Annotated in this window: 13 protein-coding genes; 4 read left to right on the plus strand and 9 right to left on the minus strand. The window is 72.8% G+C overall.

Annotated features, from left to right (window positions below; genetic code table 11):
* Positions 1-3: 3 nt before the first annotated feature.
* Positions 4-4,608, minus strand: coding sequence for an ATP-dependent helicase (locus tag ID804_RS00845; RefSeq protein WP_169077081.1), 4,605 nt, complete (start codon positions 4,606-4,608; stop codon positions 4-6).
* Between the two features lie 45 nt (positions 4,609-4,653).
* Positions 4,654-5,301 carry an alpha/beta hydrolase gene (locus ID804_RS00850; protein WP_169077082.1) on the minus strand — a complete coding sequence of 216 codons (648 nt, stop codon included), beginning with the start codon at positions 5,299-5,301 and terminating at the stop codon, positions 4,654-4,656.
* Between the two features lie 52 nt (positions 5,302-5,353).
* On the opposite strand from ID804_RS00850, the gene ID804_RS00855 reads away from it, so the two are divergent.
* Positions 5,354-5,896 (plus strand): NUDIX hydrolase family protein, encoded by a 543-nt coding sequence (locus ID804_RS00855; protein WP_169077083.1) that lies wholly within the window; start codon positions 5,354-5,356, stop codon positions 5,894-5,896.
* 61 nt (positions 5,897-5,957) lie between these two features.
* Here ID804_RS00855 and ID804_RS00860 read toward each other — a convergent pair whose 3' ends face one another.
* The 4 genes from ID804_RS00860 to ID804_RS00875 form a co-directional block, all read right to left on the minus strand.
* Complete coding sequence (locus tag ID804_RS00860; protein WP_169077084.1) at positions 5,958-6,491, minus strand: GNAT family N-acetyltransferase; 534 nt, start codon at positions 6,489-6,491, stop codon at positions 5,958-5,960.
* Positions 6,492-6,984: 493 nt separating this feature from the next.
* Positions 6,985-8,625: a DEAD/DEAH box helicase gene (locus ID804_RS00865; RefSeq protein WP_169077085.1), complete on the minus strand. Its 1,641-nt coding sequence runs from the start codon at positions 8,623-8,625 to the stop codon at positions 6,985-6,987.
* Positions 8,626-8,910: 285 nt separating this feature from the next.
* Entirely contained in the window at positions 8,911-10,107 is a 1,197-nt protein-coding gene (locus tag ID804_RS00870) for an acyl-CoA dehydrogenase family protein (RefSeq protein WP_169077086.1), read from the minus strand.
* A gap of 4 nt (positions 10,108-10,111) precedes the next feature.
* Complete coding sequence (locus ID804_RS00875) at positions 10,112-11,350, minus strand: CaiB/BaiF CoA transferase family protein (RefSeq protein WP_169077087.1); 1,239 nt, start codon at positions 11,348-11,350, stop codon at positions 10,112-10,114.
* Positions 11,351-11,456: 106 nt separating this feature from the next.
* On the opposite strand from ID804_RS00875, the gene ID804_RS00880 reads away from it, so the two are divergent.
* The gene (locus ID804_RS00880; protein ID WP_169077088.1) at positions 11,457-12,356 is read left to right on the plus strand and encodes a LysR family transcriptional regulator; all 900 of its coding nucleotides are present in this window, start codon (positions 11,457-11,459) and stop codon (positions 12,354-12,356) included.
* 71 nt (positions 12,357-12,427) lie between these two features.
* Entirely contained in the window at positions 12,428-13,522 is a 1,095-nt protein-coding gene (locus ID804_RS00885; protein ID WP_317451125.1) for an alcohol dehydrogenase, read from the plus strand.
* Between the two features lie 78 nt (positions 13,523-13,600).
* Here the strand turns inward: ID804_RS00885 and ID804_RS00890 are convergent, their stop codons facing one another.
* Positions 13,601-14,413 (minus strand): 3-hydroxyacyl-CoA dehydrogenase family protein, encoded by an 813-nt coding sequence (locus tag ID804_RS00890; protein ID WP_211160923.1) that lies wholly within the window; start codon positions 14,411-14,413, stop codon positions 13,601-13,603.
* A gap of 53 nt (positions 14,414-14,466) precedes the next feature.
* Positions 14,467-15,219 (minus strand): enoyl-CoA hydratase/isomerase family protein, encoded by a 753-nt coding sequence (locus tag ID804_RS00895; protein ID WP_169077089.1) that lies wholly within the window; start codon positions 15,217-15,219, stop codon positions 14,467-14,469.
* 201 nt (positions 15,220-15,420) lie between these two features.
* On the opposite strand from ID804_RS00895, the gene ID804_RS00900 reads away from it, so the two are divergent.
* The gene (locus ID804_RS00900; RefSeq protein WP_169077090.1) at positions 15,421-16,791 is read left to right on the plus strand and encodes an NAD-dependent succinate-semialdehyde dehydrogenase; all 1,371 of its coding nucleotides are present in this window, start codon (positions 15,421-15,423) and stop codon (positions 16,789-16,791) included.
* A 7-nt stretch (positions 16,792-16,798) separates the two neighbouring features.
* Here the strand turns inward: ID804_RS00900 and ID804_RS00905 are convergent, their stop codons facing one another.
* Positions 16,799-18,526: a helix-turn-helix domain-containing protein gene (locus ID804_RS00905; RefSeq protein WP_169077091.1), complete on the minus strand. Its 1,728-nt coding sequence runs from the start codon at positions 18,524-18,526 to the stop codon at positions 16,799-16,801.
* Positions 18,527-18,638 lie beyond the last annotated feature (112 nt).

Here is an 18,638-nt window from a genome sequence, read left to right on the forward strand (position 1 = left end):
CGATCACACCCTCAGTCGCAGGCCCTGCGGCGTCGCGACGAAGCCGGCCTCCTGCAGGGCATCCGCGAAGACCGTGCCGAACACGCTCGCCCCGTTGACCCGTTCGATGCGCAGCGAGCGCAGCCGGGCGCGCACGACGGCGGCGATCTCGCCGGCCGCCGCCGCGAGCGTCGCGGGCTCGTCGGTGAAGGTCAGCACGCTCTTGCCGCCGCGCTCGAGGTAGGCGACGAGGTGCCCGTCGACGAGGGCGACGAGCGCGCCCGCCTTGCGCCCGGGCCGGTGCGCGGGCTGCCCCGCGGCGGGGTCGTCGGCGGCGCCCGGCCAGGGCAGAGCCGCGCCGTAGGGGTTGGCGGGGTCGGTCGCGGCGAGCACGAGGGGGGCCAGGGCGGGGGCCGCATCCGCGTCGCGCGAGAAGGCGCGCAGGCGGTCGACGGTCGCGGGTGTGCCGAACTGGGCGGCGCCGAGGTGCTCGACGAAGTAGCCGCGGCGCACGCGACCCGATTCCTCCATGCGGCTGAGCACCTTGTAGAGCAGCGCGAAGCCGCCGCGCACGCCCTCGGCCTGCACGGCTCCGCGCGTGACGACACCGTGCCGCTCGAGCAGGCTGTCGGCGAGGTGCGCGCCGCGCCGCGTCGGGTCGAGGTCGCGCTCGGGCAGCAGCGACCAGCGCCCGACCGTCGAGGGCGGGCCCGAGCGCGGGGGCAGCGTCGGGCGGGCGTAACCGCGGTAGGCGCGCGGCCGGGGCGCGCGCGCCGTCGCGGCCTTCTTCGCGCCGCCGAGCATCGCGCGCACGGGCGCGAAGGTGTCGTTGGTGATGAGCCCCGCCCAGACGAGCTGCCACAGGTCGTCGGCGAGGCGCGCGTCGTCGGTGGCGCCGGTCGCGTCGGCGAGCTGCCGGAAGAAGAACCCGCCGCCGCTTGCGAGCACCGCCAGGATGCCCTCGTGCCGCTCCGCGCTCTCGGCATCGACGTCGAGCGGCGTCACCTCGCCGAGGCTCAGCGGGGCCAGATGCGGCAGGTGGATGCTCACCCAGCCGTCGCTGCCCGGCAGGTCGCCCGCCCCCGCCCACACCAGCTCGCCGCTCGCGGTGAGCTCGTCGAGCCACGCGGGGGAGTAGTCGCGCACGCGGCTTGGCAGCACGAGGGTCTCCCACGCCGAGGCCGGCAGCGCCACGCCCTGCAGCTGCTCGGCCGCCTGCAGCACCCCGTCGATGCCGCGCAGGGCGCCCCCGCCCCCGCCGCCGCCGGCGCCAGCACCGTGGCCGACGTGCTGCCACGCGGGCAGGAAGCGCCCGAGCGCTCCGGCGCTCACCGGCTCGATCTCGGCGCGCAGCGCGGCGAGGCTGCGCGTGCGCAAGCGACGGAGCACCTCATCGTCGACCCACTCGGTGCCGCTCGACCCGGGGCGGAACTCGCCCTCGATGACACGGCGGTCGCTCGCGAGCCGGCGCAGGGCATCCGTCACGACCGCGATGCCGAGACCGAGCCGGTCGGCGACGTCGTGCGACGTGAACGGACCGTGCGTGCGGGCGAAGCGCGCGACGAGGTCGCCGAGCGGGTCGGGCACCGGCTCGAGGAACGCGCTCGGCACGCCGTGGGGGATGGGCGTGCCGAGGGCGTCGCGCAGGCGCGCGGCGTCTTCGACCACGGCCCAGCGCTCGACGCTCGCGCCGCCCGCGTCGCGCGCCGCGAACCGGAAGACCCGGTTCGCGCGCGCGAGCTCGCCGAGCCAGCCCTCGACCTCGGCGCCGTCGACCGAGCGGGCTTGGAGCTCGTCGACCGCGTGCGGGCCGAGGATGCGCAGCAGGTCGACGACCCCTTCAGCGTCGCGAGCGCGGCGGTCGGGGGCGAGGCGCTGCAGCTCGGCCTCGGTCTGCGCGATCACCTCCGGGTCGAGCACCTCGCGCAGCTCGGCGCGGCCCAGCAGCTCGGCGAGCAGGGCCGAGTCGATGCTGAGTGCGGCCGCGCGGCGCTCGGCGAGCGGGCTGTCGCCCTCGTAGAGGAACGCCGCGACGTACCCGAACAGGAGCGAGCGCGCGAACGGCGAGGGGCTCGGCGTCTCGACCTCGACGGTGCGCAGCTCGCGCTGCTCGATCGCGCGGGCGATGCCGGTGAGGCCGGGCAGGTCGTAGACGTCGCTCAGCACCTCGCGCAGGGTCTCGAGCACGATCGGGAAGCTCGGGAACTCGCGCGCGACCTCGAGCAGCTGACTCGCTCGCTGGCGCTGCTGCCACAGCGGCGAGCGCTGCGAGGGGTTGCGGCGCGGCAGCAGCAGGGCGCGCTGCGCGCACTCGCGGAAGCGCGCGGCGAAGACCGCCGACCCGCCGACCTCGCTCGTGACGAGCGCCTCAAGCTCGGCCGGGTCGAAGAGGAAGAGGTCGGCGCCGGGCGGCTCGGCTTCCGTGTCGGGCAGCCGCACGACGATGCCATCGTCGGCCGCGATGGCCGCGCCGTCGAAGCCGTGCCGCTCGCGGATGCGGGCCGAGATCGCGAGCGCCCACGGCGCGTGCACGCCGAGCCCGAAGGGGGAGTGCAGGATGACGCGCCAGTCGCCGAGCTCGTCGCGGAAGCGCTCGACGACGAGCGCCGCATCCGTCGGCAGCTGGCCGGTCGCCTCGACCTGCTCGCGCAGCAGCGCGTCGAGGTTCTGGATGGCGCGGTCGTCGAGGCCGGCGGCGCGCAGGCGCTCGTGCCGGGCATCCGGTGCTGCCGCGGCGAGCTCGCGCGTCGTCGCTCCGAGCGCGCGGCCCAGCTCGGCGGGGCGGCCGAGGCCGTCGCCCTTCCAGAACGGCACCTTGCCGGGCACGCCGAAGGCGGGGGTGACGACGACGCGGTCGTGCGTGATTTCCTCGATCTTCCAGCTCGTCGCGCCGAGGGCGAAGACGTCGCCGACGCGCGACTCGTAGACCATCTCCTCGTCGAGCTCGCCGACGCGTCGACCCGCGCCTTCGCCGGCGAGGAAGACCCCGAACAGCCCGCGGTCGGGGATCGTGCCGCCGCTCGTGACCGCGAGCCGCTGCGCGCCGGGGCGGCCGGTGAGCTGACCGCTCACGCGATCCCACACGATGCGCGGTCGCAGCTCGGCGAAGCGGTCGCTGGGGTACCGGCCGCTCAGCAGGTCGAGCACCGCCTCGTACGCCGACCGCGGCAGGGTCGCGAAGGGTGCGGCGCGGCGCACGACCTCGAACCACTCGTCGAGGTCGGCGGGGTCGAGGGCGACGTGCGCGACCGTCTGCTGCGCGAGCACGTCGAGCGGATTCGCGGGCACGCTGAGCTGCTCGATGCTGCCGGCGAGCATCCGCTCGCTCGCGACCGTCGCGTGCAGCACGTCGGCGCGATGCTTCGGCACGATGACGCCGCGACTCACCTCGCCGACCTGGTGCCCGGCGCGGCCGAGGCGCTGCAGGCCGCTCGCGACGCTCGGCGGCGACTCGACCTGGATCACGAGGTCGACCGCGCCCATGTCGATGCCGAGCTCGAGGCTGCTCGTCGCGACGACGCAGCGCAGGCGGCCCGACTTCAGAGCATCCTCGATCTCGGCGCGCTGATCCTTGCTGACCGAGCCGTGGTGGGCGCGGGCGAGCAGCGGCTCGGCGCCCGCGGTGCTGCCGGCCTGCGCCATCGTCGCCGCGGGCACGCTCGGCGCGGGCAGCGCGAGCTCGAGTCTCTCGGCGTAGATCTCGTTGAGCCGCGCCGTCAGCCGCTCGGCGAGCCGACGCGAGTTCGCGAACACGATCGTCGACCGGTGGGCGAGCACGCGGTCGACGATGTCCTCCTCGACGTGCGGCCAGATCGACGGGTTCGCGGTGCCGCCCGCCGCCGAGCCCTCGTCGTCGACGGGGCCGACGGGCGGCGGCTGCGTCATGTCGTCGACGGGCACGACGACGCGCAGGTCGAACGTCTTCGCCGCGGGCGGCTGCACGATCGTGACCGGCGCGCGCCCGCCGAGGAACCGCGCGACCTCCTCGACCGGCCGCACCGTCGCCGACAGCCCGATGCGCTGCGCGGGCCGTGCCAGGCGCGCGTCGAGCCGCTCGAGGCTCAGCGCGAGGTGCGCCCCGCGCTTCGTGCCGGCGACCGCGTGCACCTCGTCGACGATGACGGTCGTGACGCCGTCGAGCGTCTCGCGCGCGCTCGAGGTGAGCATGAGGTACAGGCTCTCGGGGGTCGTGATGAGGATGTCCGGCGGCGACTTCGCGAGCGCCCGCCGGTCGGCCGACGGCGTGTCGCCCGATCGCACGCCCACGCTGATCGCGGGCGCGGGCTGCCCGAGCCGCGCCGCGGTCTGCGTCACGCCGATGAGGGGCGAGCGCAGGTTGCGCTCCACGTCGACGCCGAGGGCCTTGAGCGGCGAGATGTAGAGCACGCGCGTGCGCCGGCGCTCGTCCTCCGGCGGCCGCTCGACGGTGAGCCGGTCGATCGACCACAGGAACGCCGCGAGCGTCTTGCCCGAGCCGGTCGGCGCGACGACGAGGGCGTGCTGGCCGCTCGAGATCGCCTCCCACGCGCCGAGCTGCGCCGGCGTGGGCGCCGGGAACGCGCCCTCGAACCACGTGCGGGTGGCCGGGGCGAACCGGTCGAGCACGCGATCGAGGTCGGGCGAGGTCATCGGTTCATTGTGCCGGTGACGGCCGACAGCATCCCCGGCCGGTTCTCAGTCGGCGGCGGGCCGCTCGGCGCCCCCGTAGAACGGGCGCAGGAAGGCGAGCACGTCGGTCAGCTCGGCCTCGTTGATCGCGTGGCCGAGGCCCTCGTAGATGCGGTCGGTGAGGGTCGCGTGGCGCGGCAGCCACTCGTGGGTGTGCTCGACGAGCGGCGGCGCGATGACCTCGTCGAGGGTGCCGCGGCCCCAGAAGACGGGCGGCTGCTGGGCGAGCATCCGGTCATCGGCGGGAGCCTCGCCGGGCACGACGAAGCCAGCGAGACTCACCGCGAAGGCGAAGCGCTCGGGCGCGTGCCGCAGCAGCTGGATCGCCATCGACCCGCCCTGGCTGAAGCCGAGCAGCCCGACGCTCGAGGCGCGCTGCCGGTCGAGCCAGGCGAGGATGCCGCGCGCGGCCGCGTCGGCCTGCGGCGCCCGGTCGTCGGTGATGTCGTACCAGGCGTAGCCGAGGCTCGCGCGCAGCGGAGCGCGCAGGCTCGCGATGACCGGCTGCAGCGGCAGGTACTGGGCGAGGCCGAACAGGTCGCCCTCGTGCGAGTTGTAGCCGTGCAGCAGCACGAGCAGCGGGCGCTCGGCGCGCTCGTGCTCGGGCGCCGACCAGAGGATCGCGGACTCGTCGATGAGCTGGATGCCGGTCATGCGACGAGTCAACACCACGAGGCCGGATGCCCGGCTGGGGTATGAATGAGGCATGGCCTCCACGCGCACCCCCGACCCGAACCCCGGCTGGCTGTCGGACGACGAGCTCGAGCAGGTGCGCCGCCGCCTGCCGCTGCTCTACGTCGAGGCCGTGCCGGTGCGCGTCGACGGGCTCGGGCAGGTGACCGAGGTGGGGGTGCTGCTGCGCGTCAACGCCTCCGGGTCGATCACCCGCACGCTCGTGTCGGGCCGCGTGATGTTCGGCGAGACGCTGCGCGACGCGCTCTTCCGCCACCTCGAGAAGGATCTCGGGCCGATGGCGTTCCCGCAGCTGCCGGCGTCGCCGGTGCCCTTCCAGGTCGCCGAGTACTTCCCGCTGCCGGGGGTGTCGCGCTTCAGCGACGACCGCCAGCACGCCGTCTCGCTCGCCTACGTCGTGCCGGTGACGGGCACGTGCGACCCGCGACAGGACGCGCTCGAGCTGACCTGGCTCACGCCGGAGGAGGCCGCGTCGCAGCGGGTCTCCGACGAGATGGAGGGCGGCCGCGGCGTGCTGCTGCGGGCCGCGCTCGCCTCGGTGGGCGTGCTGCCGTAGGGCGGAGCCGGGCGGGCGGCCGGCGCTGCGCGGCCGGCGCTGCGCGGTGCGCGGTGCGCGCTCAGCGCACCATCCGCGAGCAGTGGGCGTCGTCCCACGGCGCGTACGGATGCCCGAGGCCGTCGAGCGCGAATCCGTGCTTCTCGTAGAAGCGTCGCGCCCGATGGTTCGCGGTGACGATCCACGCGTAGGCGGGTCGGTCGTCGAGCACGCCGTAAAGCAGGCGGGCACCGAGCCCGGAGCCGTGCGTGCTCGCGAGCGTGTAGAGCGAGTCGAGCTTCGTCGGCCGCGGGGCCTCGGGGTCGTCGCTCGGCGCGCTGCGGGCGAAGCCGACGAGCTCGGGGGCGCCACCGGTCGGGCCGCTCGCGAGGTCGTGCCGTTCGGCGACGAGGGCGATCGACCCCGGAAGGGTGGCGTCGGCCGAGCCCGCGGCGAGCATTCCCGCCCATTCGTCGGCGAGGGATCCGGCGCTCGCCGCGGCGAGGAACCGGTCGCTCAGCACGCCGGTGTAGGTCTCGAGCCAGCACGCGTGGTGCAGGCGCCCCAGCGCGGCGGCGTCGTCGAGGGTCGCCGGGCGGATGCGGTACTCGGGCACCCCGAGAGCCTAGGACCAGCGGGCTCGGCGCCCGCTCAGGGCCTTGAGCCCTGGGGGAGCGCTGCGCATCGACCGTGCTCTCCTGTCGTCGAGGCGTGAGGTCCCTCGATCTCGACACTCCTCGATGACGGTCGGAGGTCGGCCGAGGGCGAGGGTCGGCGGCCCCGAGCCCGACCTTCGCGACGCTCACGATGTGGAGGAGTGTCGAAATGCGATTTCGTCATTCCTCCACATCGTGAGTGCGCACACGGTGGAGGGGTTCGGGTCGCGCGGACGCTCAGCGCACCAGGTGGATCTCGATCAGGTTCTCGAAGCGCGGCAGCTGCTCGGTCGTGCCGTCGTGCGCGAACCCGCTGCGCTCGGAGAAGGCGCGCGCTCGAGGGTTGCGATCCGACCACGCTCGAGGATTCGCCAGTACCCGACCGGCCCCGCGAACGCGAGCGCGCCCGCCTCCTGGAGGGGAGACGGGCGCGCGGAGCGTGAACCGGTGCGACTAGCGCCCGCGGCGCTGGCCTCCGCCGTTCGAGCGCACGACCTGGCCGACGCGGATGCCGCCGCCGGCCGAGCCGTTGCCGTGGCCGCCCTGGCCGCCGGCGGGCGCCGAGGCGCGGCGCGAGCCCTGGCGGGTTCGCGGCGCGGCGGGCGACTCGGTGTGACGGTGGGCGTCGGCACGGTGCGGCGCGGCGTCGGTGCGCGGCGCCGACGAGCGGCCTGCGGTCGCCCCCGGCGCGGAGGCCGTCGCGGTCACGGCCGTTCCGGTGCCGGCAGCGGCGCCCTGGCCGCGCCCGCGCCCGCCGCGCCCGCGGCGCGAACGACCCGAACCGGCCGAACCGGTCGAGCCGTCAGCGGCGTTCGAGCCCGAGCGCGCGGCGCGCTTGCGCTGCGCGTTCGCCCCCTGCGAGGAGCCCCCGCCCTGCACGGGCGGACGCAGCACGGCCGGGAGCGCGTCGGCGGCGACGCGGGGCGCGATCTCGCCGATGAGCGCGACGACGGCATCCGATGCGGCGGTCACCTGCTGCGGCTGCACGCGGATGTCGGCCTTCTTCAGCAGCGCGGCGGTGTCGCGACGCTGCTCGGGCAGCACGAGGGTGACCACGTCGCCCTCGGCGCCGGCGCGGGCCGTGCGGCCCGAGCGGTGCAGGTAGGCCTTGTGCTCCATGGGCGGGTCGACGTGCACGACGAGCTCGATGTCGTCGACGTGCACGCCGCGCGCGGCGACGTCGGTCGCGACGAGCACGCGCACGCTGCCCTCGCCGAACGCGGCGAGGTTGCGGTCGCGCGCCGGCTGCGACAGGTTGCCGTGCAGGTCGACGGCGGGGATGCCCTCGGCCGTCAGCTGCTTCGCGAGCTTCTTCGCCTGGTGCTTGGTGCGCATGAAGAGGATGCGGCGGCCGGCTCCCGAGGCGAGCGCCGACACGAGGCGCTTCTTCTCGTCGACGCCCGACACCTCGAACACGTGGTGCGTCATCGCGGCGACGGGCGAGTTCGCCTCGTCGACCGAGTGCAGCACCGGGTTGTGCAGGAACTGCTTGACGAGCTTGTCCACGCCGTTGTCGAGCGTGGCGCTGAACAGCAGGCGCTGCCCGTTCGCCGGCGTCGCCTTGAGGATGCGCGTCACACCGGGCAGGAAGCCCAGGTCGGCCATGTGGTCGGCCTCGTCGAGCACGGTGATCTCGACCGCGTCGAGCGAGACGAAGCCCTGTTGCATGAGGTCTTCGAGGCGGCCGGGCGCGGCGACGACGATGTCGACGCCGCGCTGCAGCTGCTGCACCTGCTTGTTCTGGGAGACGCCGCCGAAGATCGTCATCGCGGTGAGGCCGTAGGCCTTCGCGAGCGGCTCGATCGTGGCGCGGATCTGCGTGGCGAGCTCGCGGGTCGGCGCGAGCACGAGGCCGAGCGGGCGCATCGGGCGCCGCGGGGCGCCGGTGCGCGAGCCGATGCGCGCGACCATCGGGATCGAGAACGCGAGCGTCTTGCCCGAGCCGGTCTTGCCGCGGCCGAGCACGTCGCGGCCGGCGAGCGTGTCGGGCAGCGTGTCGACCTGGATCGGGAACGCCTCGGTCTTGCCCTGCTCCGCGAGAACCTCGACGAGGGGGTACGGAACGCCGAGCGCGCTGAAGGTGGTGTCAGTCATGAAGGTGGTGCCTTTCGAGCATGCGCGACCCCCGGCATCCGCGACCGAGCGGTCAGGATGCGGAGCGCACGCCGTGGGCGCACGCGGTCGGGAATCGAAGTGGCGACGGCGGCGAAGGCCGACATCGTTCGCCGTGAGAAAGTATCGAACCGCGGTGCGCGAGTCGGTGCGCGAGGTGCGGGATGAGTAAGCGTTCTACGACGCGGGCCGGCCGGGTTCAGCCGGGCCTCTGCGTCCACCGTAGCAGGTCGCCCTCTCGGCACCCCGAGGGAGCCTGCCGACCGGTCAGGAGAAGGCCGGGATGCCGGTGATCTCGCGCCCGATGATGAGGGACTGGATGAAGTCGGTTCCCTCGTAGGTGTGCACGACCTCCATGTCGGTGAGGTGGCGCGCGACGTGGTTCTCGAGCAGCAGGCCGTTGCCGCCGAGCAGGTCGCGCGCGTCACGGCAGAGTGCGCGAGCGTGCTGCCCGGTGAACATCTTCGCGAGCGACGCCTGCTCGTTCGTGAGTCGGCCCTGGTCCTGCAGCCCGGCGGTGCGGAACACCAGCAGCTGCATCGCCGTGAGATCGGCGAGCATGTTCGCAAGTTTGTTCTGCACGAGCTGGTAGCTCGCGATCGGCTTGCCGAACTGCACGCGCTCGTGAACGTAGGCCGCCGCGGCCTCGTAGGCGGCGAGGGCGTGGCCCAGCGCCTCCCAGGCGACCGTGCTGCGCGTGCGATTGAGGATGGTGGAGACGTCGCGGAACGACGTCGACTTCGCGAGCAGATTCTCGACCGGGATGCGGACATCCGTGATCTCGATGTGGGCCTGCTGGATCGCCCGCTTGGCGATCTTGCCGGTGATGGCGGTGGCGCTGTAGCCCTCGGGGTAGCCGTCGGGACCCTTCTCGAGGATGAACGCCTTGACCTTCGCGTCGGCCTCGTCGCGCGCCCAGATGATGACGAGGTCGGCGACGTGACCCAGGCCGATCCAGCGCTTGGCGCCGTTGATCACGTACTGATCGCCGTCGCGGCGGGCGGAGGTCTCGAGCTTGACCGAGTCGGACCCGTGGTCGGGCTCGGTCAGCGCGAACGCGCCGAGCTTCCGCAGGGCGGCCATGTCGGGCAGCCAGCGCTGCTTCTGCTCCTCGCTTCCGAGCAGCGAGATGCTGCCCATGGCGAGGCCCGAGTGCACGGCGTTGAAGGTGTTCACGCTGCCGTCGCCACGCGAGAGCTCCATCGCGACGAGCCCCGCCTGCAGCCGTGTCATGCCCGGTGCGCCGTAGCCCTGGATCGCGGTGCCCGCGATGCCGAGCCGACCGAACTCGGGGAGGATCTCGTAGGGGAAGTCGGCCTTCTCCCAGTACTCGTTGATGATCGGCAGCACCTGCCGGTCGACGAAGCCTCTTACCTTCGCGACGAGGGTCCGGTCGTCGTCGTTGAGGTAGTCATCGACGGCGTAGAAATCCGAGTTGATGGTGCGCGCGGTCGTGTCGCTCATGGGTCTAGTCGCCTCGTGTCGGTGCGGTCAGGGTGGAATGCTGCAGGGCCGGCGCAAGCTCGTCGCCGCGCAGCCAGCGACGGATCGCCTCGCCGTGCTCATCGAGCCGGGGAGGGGCGCTGCGGTAGCTCGCGGGCGTGCGCGAAAAGCGCATCGGGTTGCGAACGCCCGGCAGAGCGCGATCGCCGGTGCCGGAGACGACCACGGGGTCGAGCCCGATGCGCTCGGCGAAGGCGAGTCCGGCGCCGACGTCGAGCGACGGGGCGCAGGGGAGTCCGAGCGCGCTCAGGCGCTCGAACCACTCGGTGGCGGGCGCGGCCGCGAGCAGGCCCACGATCACCGGGCGCAGTTCGTCGCGGTGCGCGCTGCGCTCGGCGTTGGTCGCGAAGCGCGGGTCTGTCGGCAGCTGCGGTGCGCCGAGTGCGGCGCACAGTGTGCGGAACTGCGCGTCGTTGCCGATCGCGAGCACGAGGTCGCCGTCAGCCGTGGGGAAGGGCGCGTACGGGTAGATGCTCGGGTGGTCGTTGCCCATGCGCGTCGGCACCCGGCCGCTCAGCAGGTAGCCGCCCGTCTGGTTCACCATGCCCGAGAGGGCTGACGACATGAGGTCGAGCTCGACGTGCTGACCCTGGCCGGTGCGCTCGCGGTGATACAGCGCGGAGGTGACGGCGATGGCCGTGTGCAGGCCCGTGATGACGTCGAACACCGCGACACCCGAGCGGAAGCCCTCGGTCGTGGGCGACCCGGTGAGGCTCATGAGCCCCGAGAGCGCCTGCACGAGCAGGTCGTAGCCTGGCAGATCGGCGCCGCCCGCGGTTCCGAAGCCCGTGATGGAGGCGTAGATGACCGACGGGTTGGCGCGCGCGACCGACTCGTAGTTGAGGCCGTAGCGGGCCAGCCCTCCCGGCTTGAAATTCTCGGTCACGACGTCGGCGCGCGCGGCGAGCTCCTGCGCGAGCTCGAGATCGCCTGCGTCGCGCAGGTCGAGCACGATCGACTGCTTGTTGCGGTTGATCGAGAGGTAGTAGGTCGATTCGCCCTCGTAGGAGGGGGGCATCCAGCTCCGGGTCTCGTCGCCCAGTGAGCTCTCGACCTTGATGACGGTCGCGCCGAGGTCGGCCATGAGCATCGTGCAGTAGGGACCCGCGAGCACACGGCCGAAGTCGGCGACGAGCAGACCCGCGAAGGGTCCGGTGGCGGGGGATGCTCCCTCGAGCTCGCCGCCCGGCAGATGCTGCGCCATCGTCGTCCTCCTACCTCAATCGGCTTCCTCAGGCTGGCAGGCGAGCGTTCATGCCGTCCAATACCTAACGGTGGTGGCACTGATGCGCTAGTGGAATAATCGGGGGATGGACATCCCGCAGATCCGCGCCTTCCTCGCGGTCGCCGACGAGCTCCACTTCGGACGGGCCGCCGAGCGGCTGCACATGGCCCAGCCTCCGGTGAGCCGCAGCATCCAGCAGCTCGAGCGCGACCTCGGGGCGAGGCTGTTCGAGCGCAGCACGCGCAGGGTCACCCTCACCTCGGTCGGGGAGGCGCTCGTGGGCCCGGCGCGCGAGGTGCTCGACGCGCTCGAGCGCGTCGGCACGGTCGCCCGCGCGGCCGGCCTCGGCGAGATCGGACGGGTGCGGCTGGCCTACGCGGGGGCGTCGTCGAACGTCATGGTCGGTCAGCTGGCGCGCGCCGTGAAGCAGAACCACCCGGGCATCCAGCTCGAGCTTCTCAGCCAGAACTTCGCCCAGCCTGCGATGCAGCGGCTCGTGCGCGGCGAGATCGACATCGCGCTGGGTCGCTGGGATCACTTGCCCGACACCGTGCGTGCGCGCGTCATCGCCGTCGAAGAGCTCGTGATCGCCGTCCCCGAGACGCACCGGCTCGCCGACCGCGAGAGCGTCTCGATCGCCGAGCTCGCGGGCGAGCACTTTGTCTCGTTGCCGCGGCAGACGGGGTCGCTGCTGATCGATCGCCTGCGCCACATGACGCGCGAGGCGGGCTTCACCGCCGACATCGTGCAGGATGCTCCCGATTCGTGGACGGTCATGTCCCTGGTCTCGGCGGAGGTCGGATGCTCCCTCACTCTCTCGTCGGTCATCGACAGCATCGCCGACCCGCACCTGCGCTTCCTGCGCCTGTCGGACCCCGTGGAGCCGGTGCTGCTGCGCATGGCGTGGCGCGCCGACAGCGACGATCGGGCCCTGCACGCCGTGCTGCGCCTGTCGGAGGGCGTGCTGCCGACCCCCTCCGGCTGACGGCGGGCGAGCATCCGGGTATCAATAGGGCGGTCATTCGGTATTGGAGAGAATCGGCGGGCGGTGCGACCGTGGTAGCCACGGGATTCATCAACGGCGAGGACACCATGCACGCGTTCGCGATCTTCGAGGGCGACCACAGCGTCACCGACATCGAGCTGCCTACCCCTGAGCCGACGGGGGCCGAGGTGCTCGTGCGCGTCGTGCGCTCCGGGGTCTGCCACACCGACACGCACCTGCGCGAGGGGTACTACGACCTCGGCAGCCGCGGCCGACTCAACCTCGTCGATCGCGGTGTCACGTATCCGCTCGTGCTGGGCCACGAGGTGGTCGGCGTCGTCGAGGCCGTCGGGGCCGATGCGACCGGCGTCGCGGTCGGCGACCGCCGCCTCGTCTACCCGTGGATCGGCGATGGCACGTGCGAGGCATGCCGCGCGGGCGACGAGAACCTCTGCCCGAGCCCCCGCAACCTCGGCGTCGCGCGCCACGGCGGCTACGCGGATCATCTGCTCGTTCCGCACTCCCGGTATCTTCTGGATGTCGCGGGGCTCGACGAGCGCTGGGCCGCCACCCTCGCGTGCTCGGGGCTCACCGCCTACAGCGCGGCGCGGAAGGCCATGCCCGCCGACACCCAGCTGCCGGTCGTCGTCATCGGCGCGGGGGGAGTCGGTCTCATGGCGATCGCATCGCTGCGTGCGCTCGGCCACGAGGCCGTCATCGCGGTCGACCTGCAGCAGCGGAACCTCCAGCTCGCACGCGAGCTCGGCGCCACGGATACGGTCTCGGCGGCCGAGCCCGAGCTCGAGGCGGCGATCCTCGCCCGCGCCGGCGGCCCCGTGGCCGCCGTCATCGACTTCGTCAACAACTCGGTCACCGCGCCCGTCGCCTTCAGCATCCTCCGCAAGGGCGGCACGATGATGCAGGTCGGCCTCTTCGGCGGCGAGCTCGTCATCCCGACCGCCCTGCTCGCGCTCAAGGTCCTCACGATCCGAGGCAGCTTCGTCGGCTCCCTCGGCGAGCTCGGCGAGCTCGTCGAGCTCGCCAGGACAGGCGTCCTGCCGTCGATCCCGATCATCGACGAGCCGCTCACCGCCCACGCGGTCGAGTCGGCGCTCGATCGGCTCGCCGCGGGGGGCGTGCCCGGCCGCATCGTTCTCAGTGCCTAGTCCGCTCGTGCGGGTCGCCGCGCGAACGCGCGATCCTCGGCCGTCGATGGAGGGGTCGGCGCTCTCGTCGTCGGTGGCTCAGGCGCCGTCGGCGTAGTCGAAGAAGCCGCGCCCCGACTTGCGACCCAGCTCGCCTGCCGCGACCTTATCGCGGAGGATCTGCGGAGGTGCGAAGCGCTCGCCGAGGGCGGCGTGCAGGTACTCAGCGATGCCGAGGCGCACATCGAGCCCCACGAGGTCGGTGGTGCGCAGCGGCCCCGTGGCGTGGCGATAGCCCAGCACCATCGCCGCGTCGATGTCCTCCGCCGAGGCGACGCCCTCCTCGAGCATGCGCATGGCCTCGAGCGCGATCACGAGCCCGAGGCGCGAGCTCGCGAATCCGGGAGCGTCGTGCACGACGATCGGCGTCTTGCCGAGAGCGGCCACCCAGCCGCGCGCGGCGTCGGTCAGCTCGGGTGACGAGCGGCTGGTCAGCACGAGCTCGACGAGGGCCGACGGCGGCACGGGGTTGAAGAAGTGGAGCCCGCAGAAGCGCTCGGGCCGCTGCAACCTGTCGGCGAGCCCTTCGACCGAGAGCGACGAGGTGTTCGTCACCAGCCAGGCGGAGGGGGCGATGATCGACTCGGCGCGGGTCAGCGCGTCGACCTTGAGGTCGGTGAGCTCCGGCACCGCCTCGACCACGAGCGCGCAGTCGGTGAGCGACGCGTAGAGGGTCGACACGACGAGCCGCGCGAGCACGACCTCGGCGTCGATCGCAGCATCGCGCGCCGCTGCCTTGGCGACGCCGTCTGCTAGCCGAGCGCGCGCGCTCGCCGCGGCATCCGCGTCGCGCTCGATGACCGTGACGGCGCTGCCGCCCTGCGCGAAGACCTGAGCGATGCCGGCGCCCATGCGGCCGCCGCCGATGACGCCGACGGTGGCGGGTAGGGAGACGGATGCTGCAGTCACGATGACTCCTTCGATCGCGAGAGGAACGCGTCCATGCGGGCGGCCTTCGCCTCGGACTCGAAGAGGATCGCCTGGGCGAGCTCGTCGACGAGCGGGTGGGCGGAGCGAGGCGCGGCGAGCACGCGCTTGGTGAGGCGGATCGCGAGCGGGTCCTGCTCGGCGATGCGGTCGGCGATGGCCTCCGCCGCGGCGAGAAGCTCGTCCGGTGCGTGCAGCGAGGCGACGAGACGGCAGGCGAGCGCCTCCTCTGCCGAGAGACGGCGCCCGGTGAAGAGGATCTCCTTCGCGAGCGGCTCGCCCACGAGTTCGGCGAGGCGCCAGCTGGCACCCGCGGCGGCGAGGATGCCGAGAGCGGTCTCCGGGTTGCCGAACACGGTGCGCGGGGAGGCGATGCGGATGTCGGCCGCGTACGCCAGCTCCGCGCCACCGCCGATCGCGACGCCGTCGACGGCGGCGATCACGGGCATGGGCAGGCGCGCGATGCGGGAGAACAGCTCCGAGTTGATCCCCAGCAGCGCCTCGTCACGGCCGCGAGCCCGGAGCTGGCGGATGTCGGCGCCTCCGGCGAAGACGCCGCGCTCCGGCGTCGAGGTTCCCGTGATAATCAGAATGCGGGGGTTCTGCTCGAGCGCGGCGCAGACCTCATGCAGCTCGGCGACCATGACGTCGTTGATGGCATTGCGTGCCTCGGGGCGATCGAGGGTGACGACGACGCGGTCGCCGGCCTCGCGGATGCGCAGGGTGGTCATTGGCTCAGGCTGACACGCGCGATCCATGCACGTCCAATACCCGATGCGCCCGTGATCCATGCGTCCGGGGCATCGACCCGTGGCCCGATCGGTATTGGACGTCGGACTCGTGCACGACGACGCTGGAGTCAGGACATCCCGCCTCGGGCGCGCACGCGCACGGCCAGACACCGCGACGCCGCGGAGGAGCACGGAGACACCATGGGCGCGTACCGCACCATCAATCCCGCCACGGGCGAGACGCTCGCCGAGTTCCCCGTCGTCGACGATGCCGAGGTCGACGCCATCGTCGCCCGCTCGTTCGCCGCCTACCGCGCCCTGCGCGCGATGCCGCTCGAGCAGCGCACGGGGATCCTGCGGCGCACCGCCGAGCTTCACCGCGAGCGCATCGACGAGTTCGCGCGCATCCTCACCCTCGAGGTCGGCAAGCCCATCACGCAGGCGCGCGGCGAGGTCGAGCTCGTCGCCTCGATCTACGAGTACTACGCCGACCACGCAGCGACCTTCCTCGCCGACGAGCAGCTCGCCATCGTCGGCGGCGGCGAGGCGCTCGTGCGCACCGAGGCCATCGGCCCGCTGCTCGGCATCATGCCGTGGAACTACCCCTACTACCAGGTCGCTCGCTTCGCGGCACCGAATCTCGCTCTCGGCAACACGATCATGCTCAAGCACGCGCGCAACTGCCCGCAGTCGGCGCTCGCGATCGAGCGCGTGCTCCACGACGCCGGGCTGCCGACCGACGCCTACATCAACGCCTTCATCGACAGCAGCCAGGTGCCCCGCATCATCGCCGATGACCGCGTGCGCGGCGTCTCGCTCACCGGCTCCGAGGCGGCCGGATCGGCTGTCGGAGAGGTCGCCGGGCGGCACATGAAGCGCGCCGTGCTCGAGCTTGGCGGCTCCGACCCTTTCATCGTGCTCGACGACGCCGATATCGACGTCGCGGTCGCGGCGGGCGTGCGAGGCCGCGTCGCCAACGCCGGACAGGCATGCACCGCCTCGAAGCGCTTCATCGTCGTCGATTCGGTTTACGAGGAGTTCACGTCGAAGTTCATCGCCGCCATGACCGCGATCACCCCCGGCGACCCCGAGTCGGGCGACACCTTCCTCGGCCCACTCTCCTCCGCAGCCGCCGGCGAGGAGCTCGACGAGTTCGTGCAGGATGCCCTCGCGAAGGGCGCGACAGTGCACGTGGCGCCGGGCGCCCGCCGGTCGGGCGCCTTCTACCCTCCGACGGTGCTCACCGAGGTGACGCCGGGCATGCGCGCGTACAGCGAGGAGCTCTTCGGCCCCGCCGCGGTCGTCTACCGAGTGCCCTCGCCGCAGGCCGCGGTCGAGCTCGCCAACGAGTCGCCCTTCGGCCTCGCCAGCAGCATCTTCACGACCGACCAGGACGCGGCGCGTCGCATCGCCGGGGAGCTCGAGGTCGGCATGGTCTGGATCAACAGCACGAGCCGCAGCGCGCCCGACCTGCCCTTCGGCGGCGTGAAGCGCTCGGGCGTCGGTCGCGAGCTCGCGAAGTACGGCATCGACGAGTTCGCGAACAAAAAGCTCATCCGCACTCCCGCCTGACGGCGACTCAGGCGCTGAGGTCGGTCGTTCCGTCGAGCCCGTACTGCCGCATCTTGCGGTAGAGGGTGGTGCGGCCGATGCCGAGCGACTCCGCGGCGAGCGAGCGGTTCCCGCCCGCGGCGCGCAGCGCGGCGTCGATCGCCTTGTACTCCGAGGCGGCGATGCCGTAGAGCTGACGCGTCTGAGCGCGCATGTCGGGGGTGAGCGCCGAGAGCTCGAGCGCTCCGTGAAGCGAGAGCGCGGCGGCCCGACGCAGCTCGTGCACGAGTTCGGCGACCTCGCCGGTCCACTGCCAGCGCACGAGGGTCTGCAGCACGGCGGGCGGGACCGTCAGACGATGCTGAGCTGCGATCTCCTCCGTGATGGCGACGATGCGCTCCGGGGCATCGACGAGCGAAGGGATGCACACCTCGCGACCGTGCCCCGTGACGAGCGACTGCACCGCGGCGTCGGCCGAGCCGGTGGTGAGCGTCATCGCGAGGATGCCGTCGGGACGAGTATCCGCCGCATCGATCACCGAGCGCAGCCAGGCGCGATCATCGGCGGTCAGCTGCTCGACATTGCGCAGGACGATGGATGCGCCGTCGGCGAGCTCGCGCACCAGGCGGCTGCGCACCGAGGGCCGCCGCACCTCGATCGCGGGCAGCGTTCGGGGTGCGACGCCGTCGCGCCCCGTGAGCCAGGCGGTGGCGAGATGAGCCTTGCCCGAGGCGGCCGGCCCGCTGATCGACACCGCGTGCGATCCGGCCGACGCGGCGTCGAGCACGCGGCACAGCGCGGCCGTCGTGCCGGGGCAGCTGCTGGCCTCGGCGGCCGCCTCGATGGTCTGCTCGAGCTCCACGATGTAGAGGCTCTCGCCGTCGGCCCCGACGAGGCGGCGGGCGATGCCCGTGCGGCCCGACACCGAGACCGAGCGGTGCTGGCCGTTCCAGTCGTTGCCCTGCAGCTCGTCCCAGAGCACCACGTGCGTGCTCGCTGAGAGCAGCGGCAGAGCGCCGGTCGTGCTCATGAGCCCCGAGCGGCTCAGGGCGATCACGGGAACGCGGGGAGAGGTGCCGACGAACTCCGCCAGGAGCGCGCCGAGCCCGCCGGAGGTGGCGGCCTCGGCGATCGAACCCTCGACCTGTCGGGCCGCCTGGCGGGCGATCGCGAGCATGCTGAGGTCAGAGTTGTCGAGAGGAGCGGCGAGAGAGATCGACCCGACGACGCGTCCGGAGACCGGGTCGCAGATGGGCGCCCCCGCGCACGCGAGCGACTGCAGCGACTCGTTGACGTGCTCGGCGCCGCGCACGAAGAGCGCCGCGCGTTCCTCCATGGCCGTGCCGAGGCCGTTGGTGCCGAGCGCGGCTTCCGAGAAGTCGAACCCCTCGGCCGCGTGGGCTCTGTCGAGCTGCCGCGCGTGCGAGCGCTCGCTGACTCGACGGGCGATGATGCGCCCGCTGCGGTCGCTCACGAACAGCGCCACCTGCATGTCGGCGAGAGATTCGTTCCAGCGGTCGAGCACGCCCTCGGAGGCTCGGATGAGCCGCTCGGCCGCCTTGGCGGCGGGTCGCGGGGCGGGCGGGGCCGAGAAGTCGGTTCCGGCGCTCTGCGAGATGGTGCGACGCCAGCTGCGTTCGATCGACTCGGGGATGCCCAGAGAGCGGGGAGCAGGACCACCGGCGCCGAGGCCGCCTTCGAGCAGAAGACGCCGCGCAGCGATGACGCGCTCGGCCGAGTACGTCTGTGGTGACATGGGGTCCTCGCCTCGTCGCAAGAATCGGGATAACTCAGCATCGCCCACCGATTGCGTCGACTCCAATACCAGACGACGGCGCGATCGATGCACTGTTCGCATCAGTGCACAT

It is taken from the genome of Microcella alkalica, assembly GCF_014595885.1.
Taxonomy (GTDB): Bacteria; Actinomycetota; Actinomycetes; order Actinomycetales; family Microbacteriaceae; genus Microcella; species Microcella alkaliphila_B.

What these genes read in the sequence shown, in the direction of transcription:
- ID804_RS00845 (WP_169077081.1), bottom strand. Translation starts at nt 4,608, where the DNA reads ATGACCTCGCCCGACCTCGATCGCGTGCTCGACCGGTTCGCCCCGGCC.
- ID804_RS00850 (WP_169077082.1), bottom strand. Translation starts at nt 5,301, where the DNA reads ATGACCGGCATCCAGCTCATCGACGAGTCCGCGATCCTCTGGTCGGCG.
- ID804_RS00855 (WP_169077083.1), top strand. Translation starts at nt 5,354, where the DNA reads ATGGCCTCCACGCGCACCCCCGACCCGAACCCCGGCTGGCTGTCGGAC.
- ID804_RS00865 (WP_169077085.1), bottom strand. Translation starts at nt 8,625, where the DNA reads ATGACTGACACCACCTTCAGCGCGCTCGGCGTTCCGTACCCCCTCGTC.
- ID804_RS00870 (WP_169077086.1), bottom strand. Translation starts at nt 10,107, where the DNA reads ATGAGCGACACGACCGCGCGCACCATCAACTCGGATTTCTACGCCGTC.
- ID804_RS00875 (WP_169077087.1), bottom strand. Translation starts at nt 11,350, where the DNA reads ATGGCGCAGCATCTGCCGGGCGGCGAGCTCGAGGGAGCATCCCCCGCC.
- ID804_RS00880 (WP_169077088.1), top strand. Translation starts at nt 11,457, where the DNA reads ATGGACATCCCGCAGATCCGCGCCTTCCTCGCGGTCGCCGACGAGCTC.
- ID804_RS00890 (WP_211160923.1), bottom strand. Translation starts at nt 14,413, where the DNA reads ATGGGCGCCGGCATCGCTCAGGTCTTCGCGCAGGGCGGCAGCGCCGTC.
- ID804_RS00895 (WP_169077089.1), bottom strand. Translation starts at nt 15,219, where the DNA reads ATGACCACCCTGCGCATCCGCGAGGCCGGCGACCGCGTCGTCGTCACC.
- ID804_RS00900 (WP_169077090.1), top strand. Translation starts at nt 15,421, where the DNA reads ATGGGCGCGTACCGCACCATCAATCCCGCCACGGGCGAGACGCTCGCC.
- ID804_RS00905 (WP_169077091.1), bottom strand. Translation starts at nt 18,526, where the DNA reads ATGTCACCACAGACGTACTCGGCCGAGCGCGTCATCGCTGCGCGGCGT.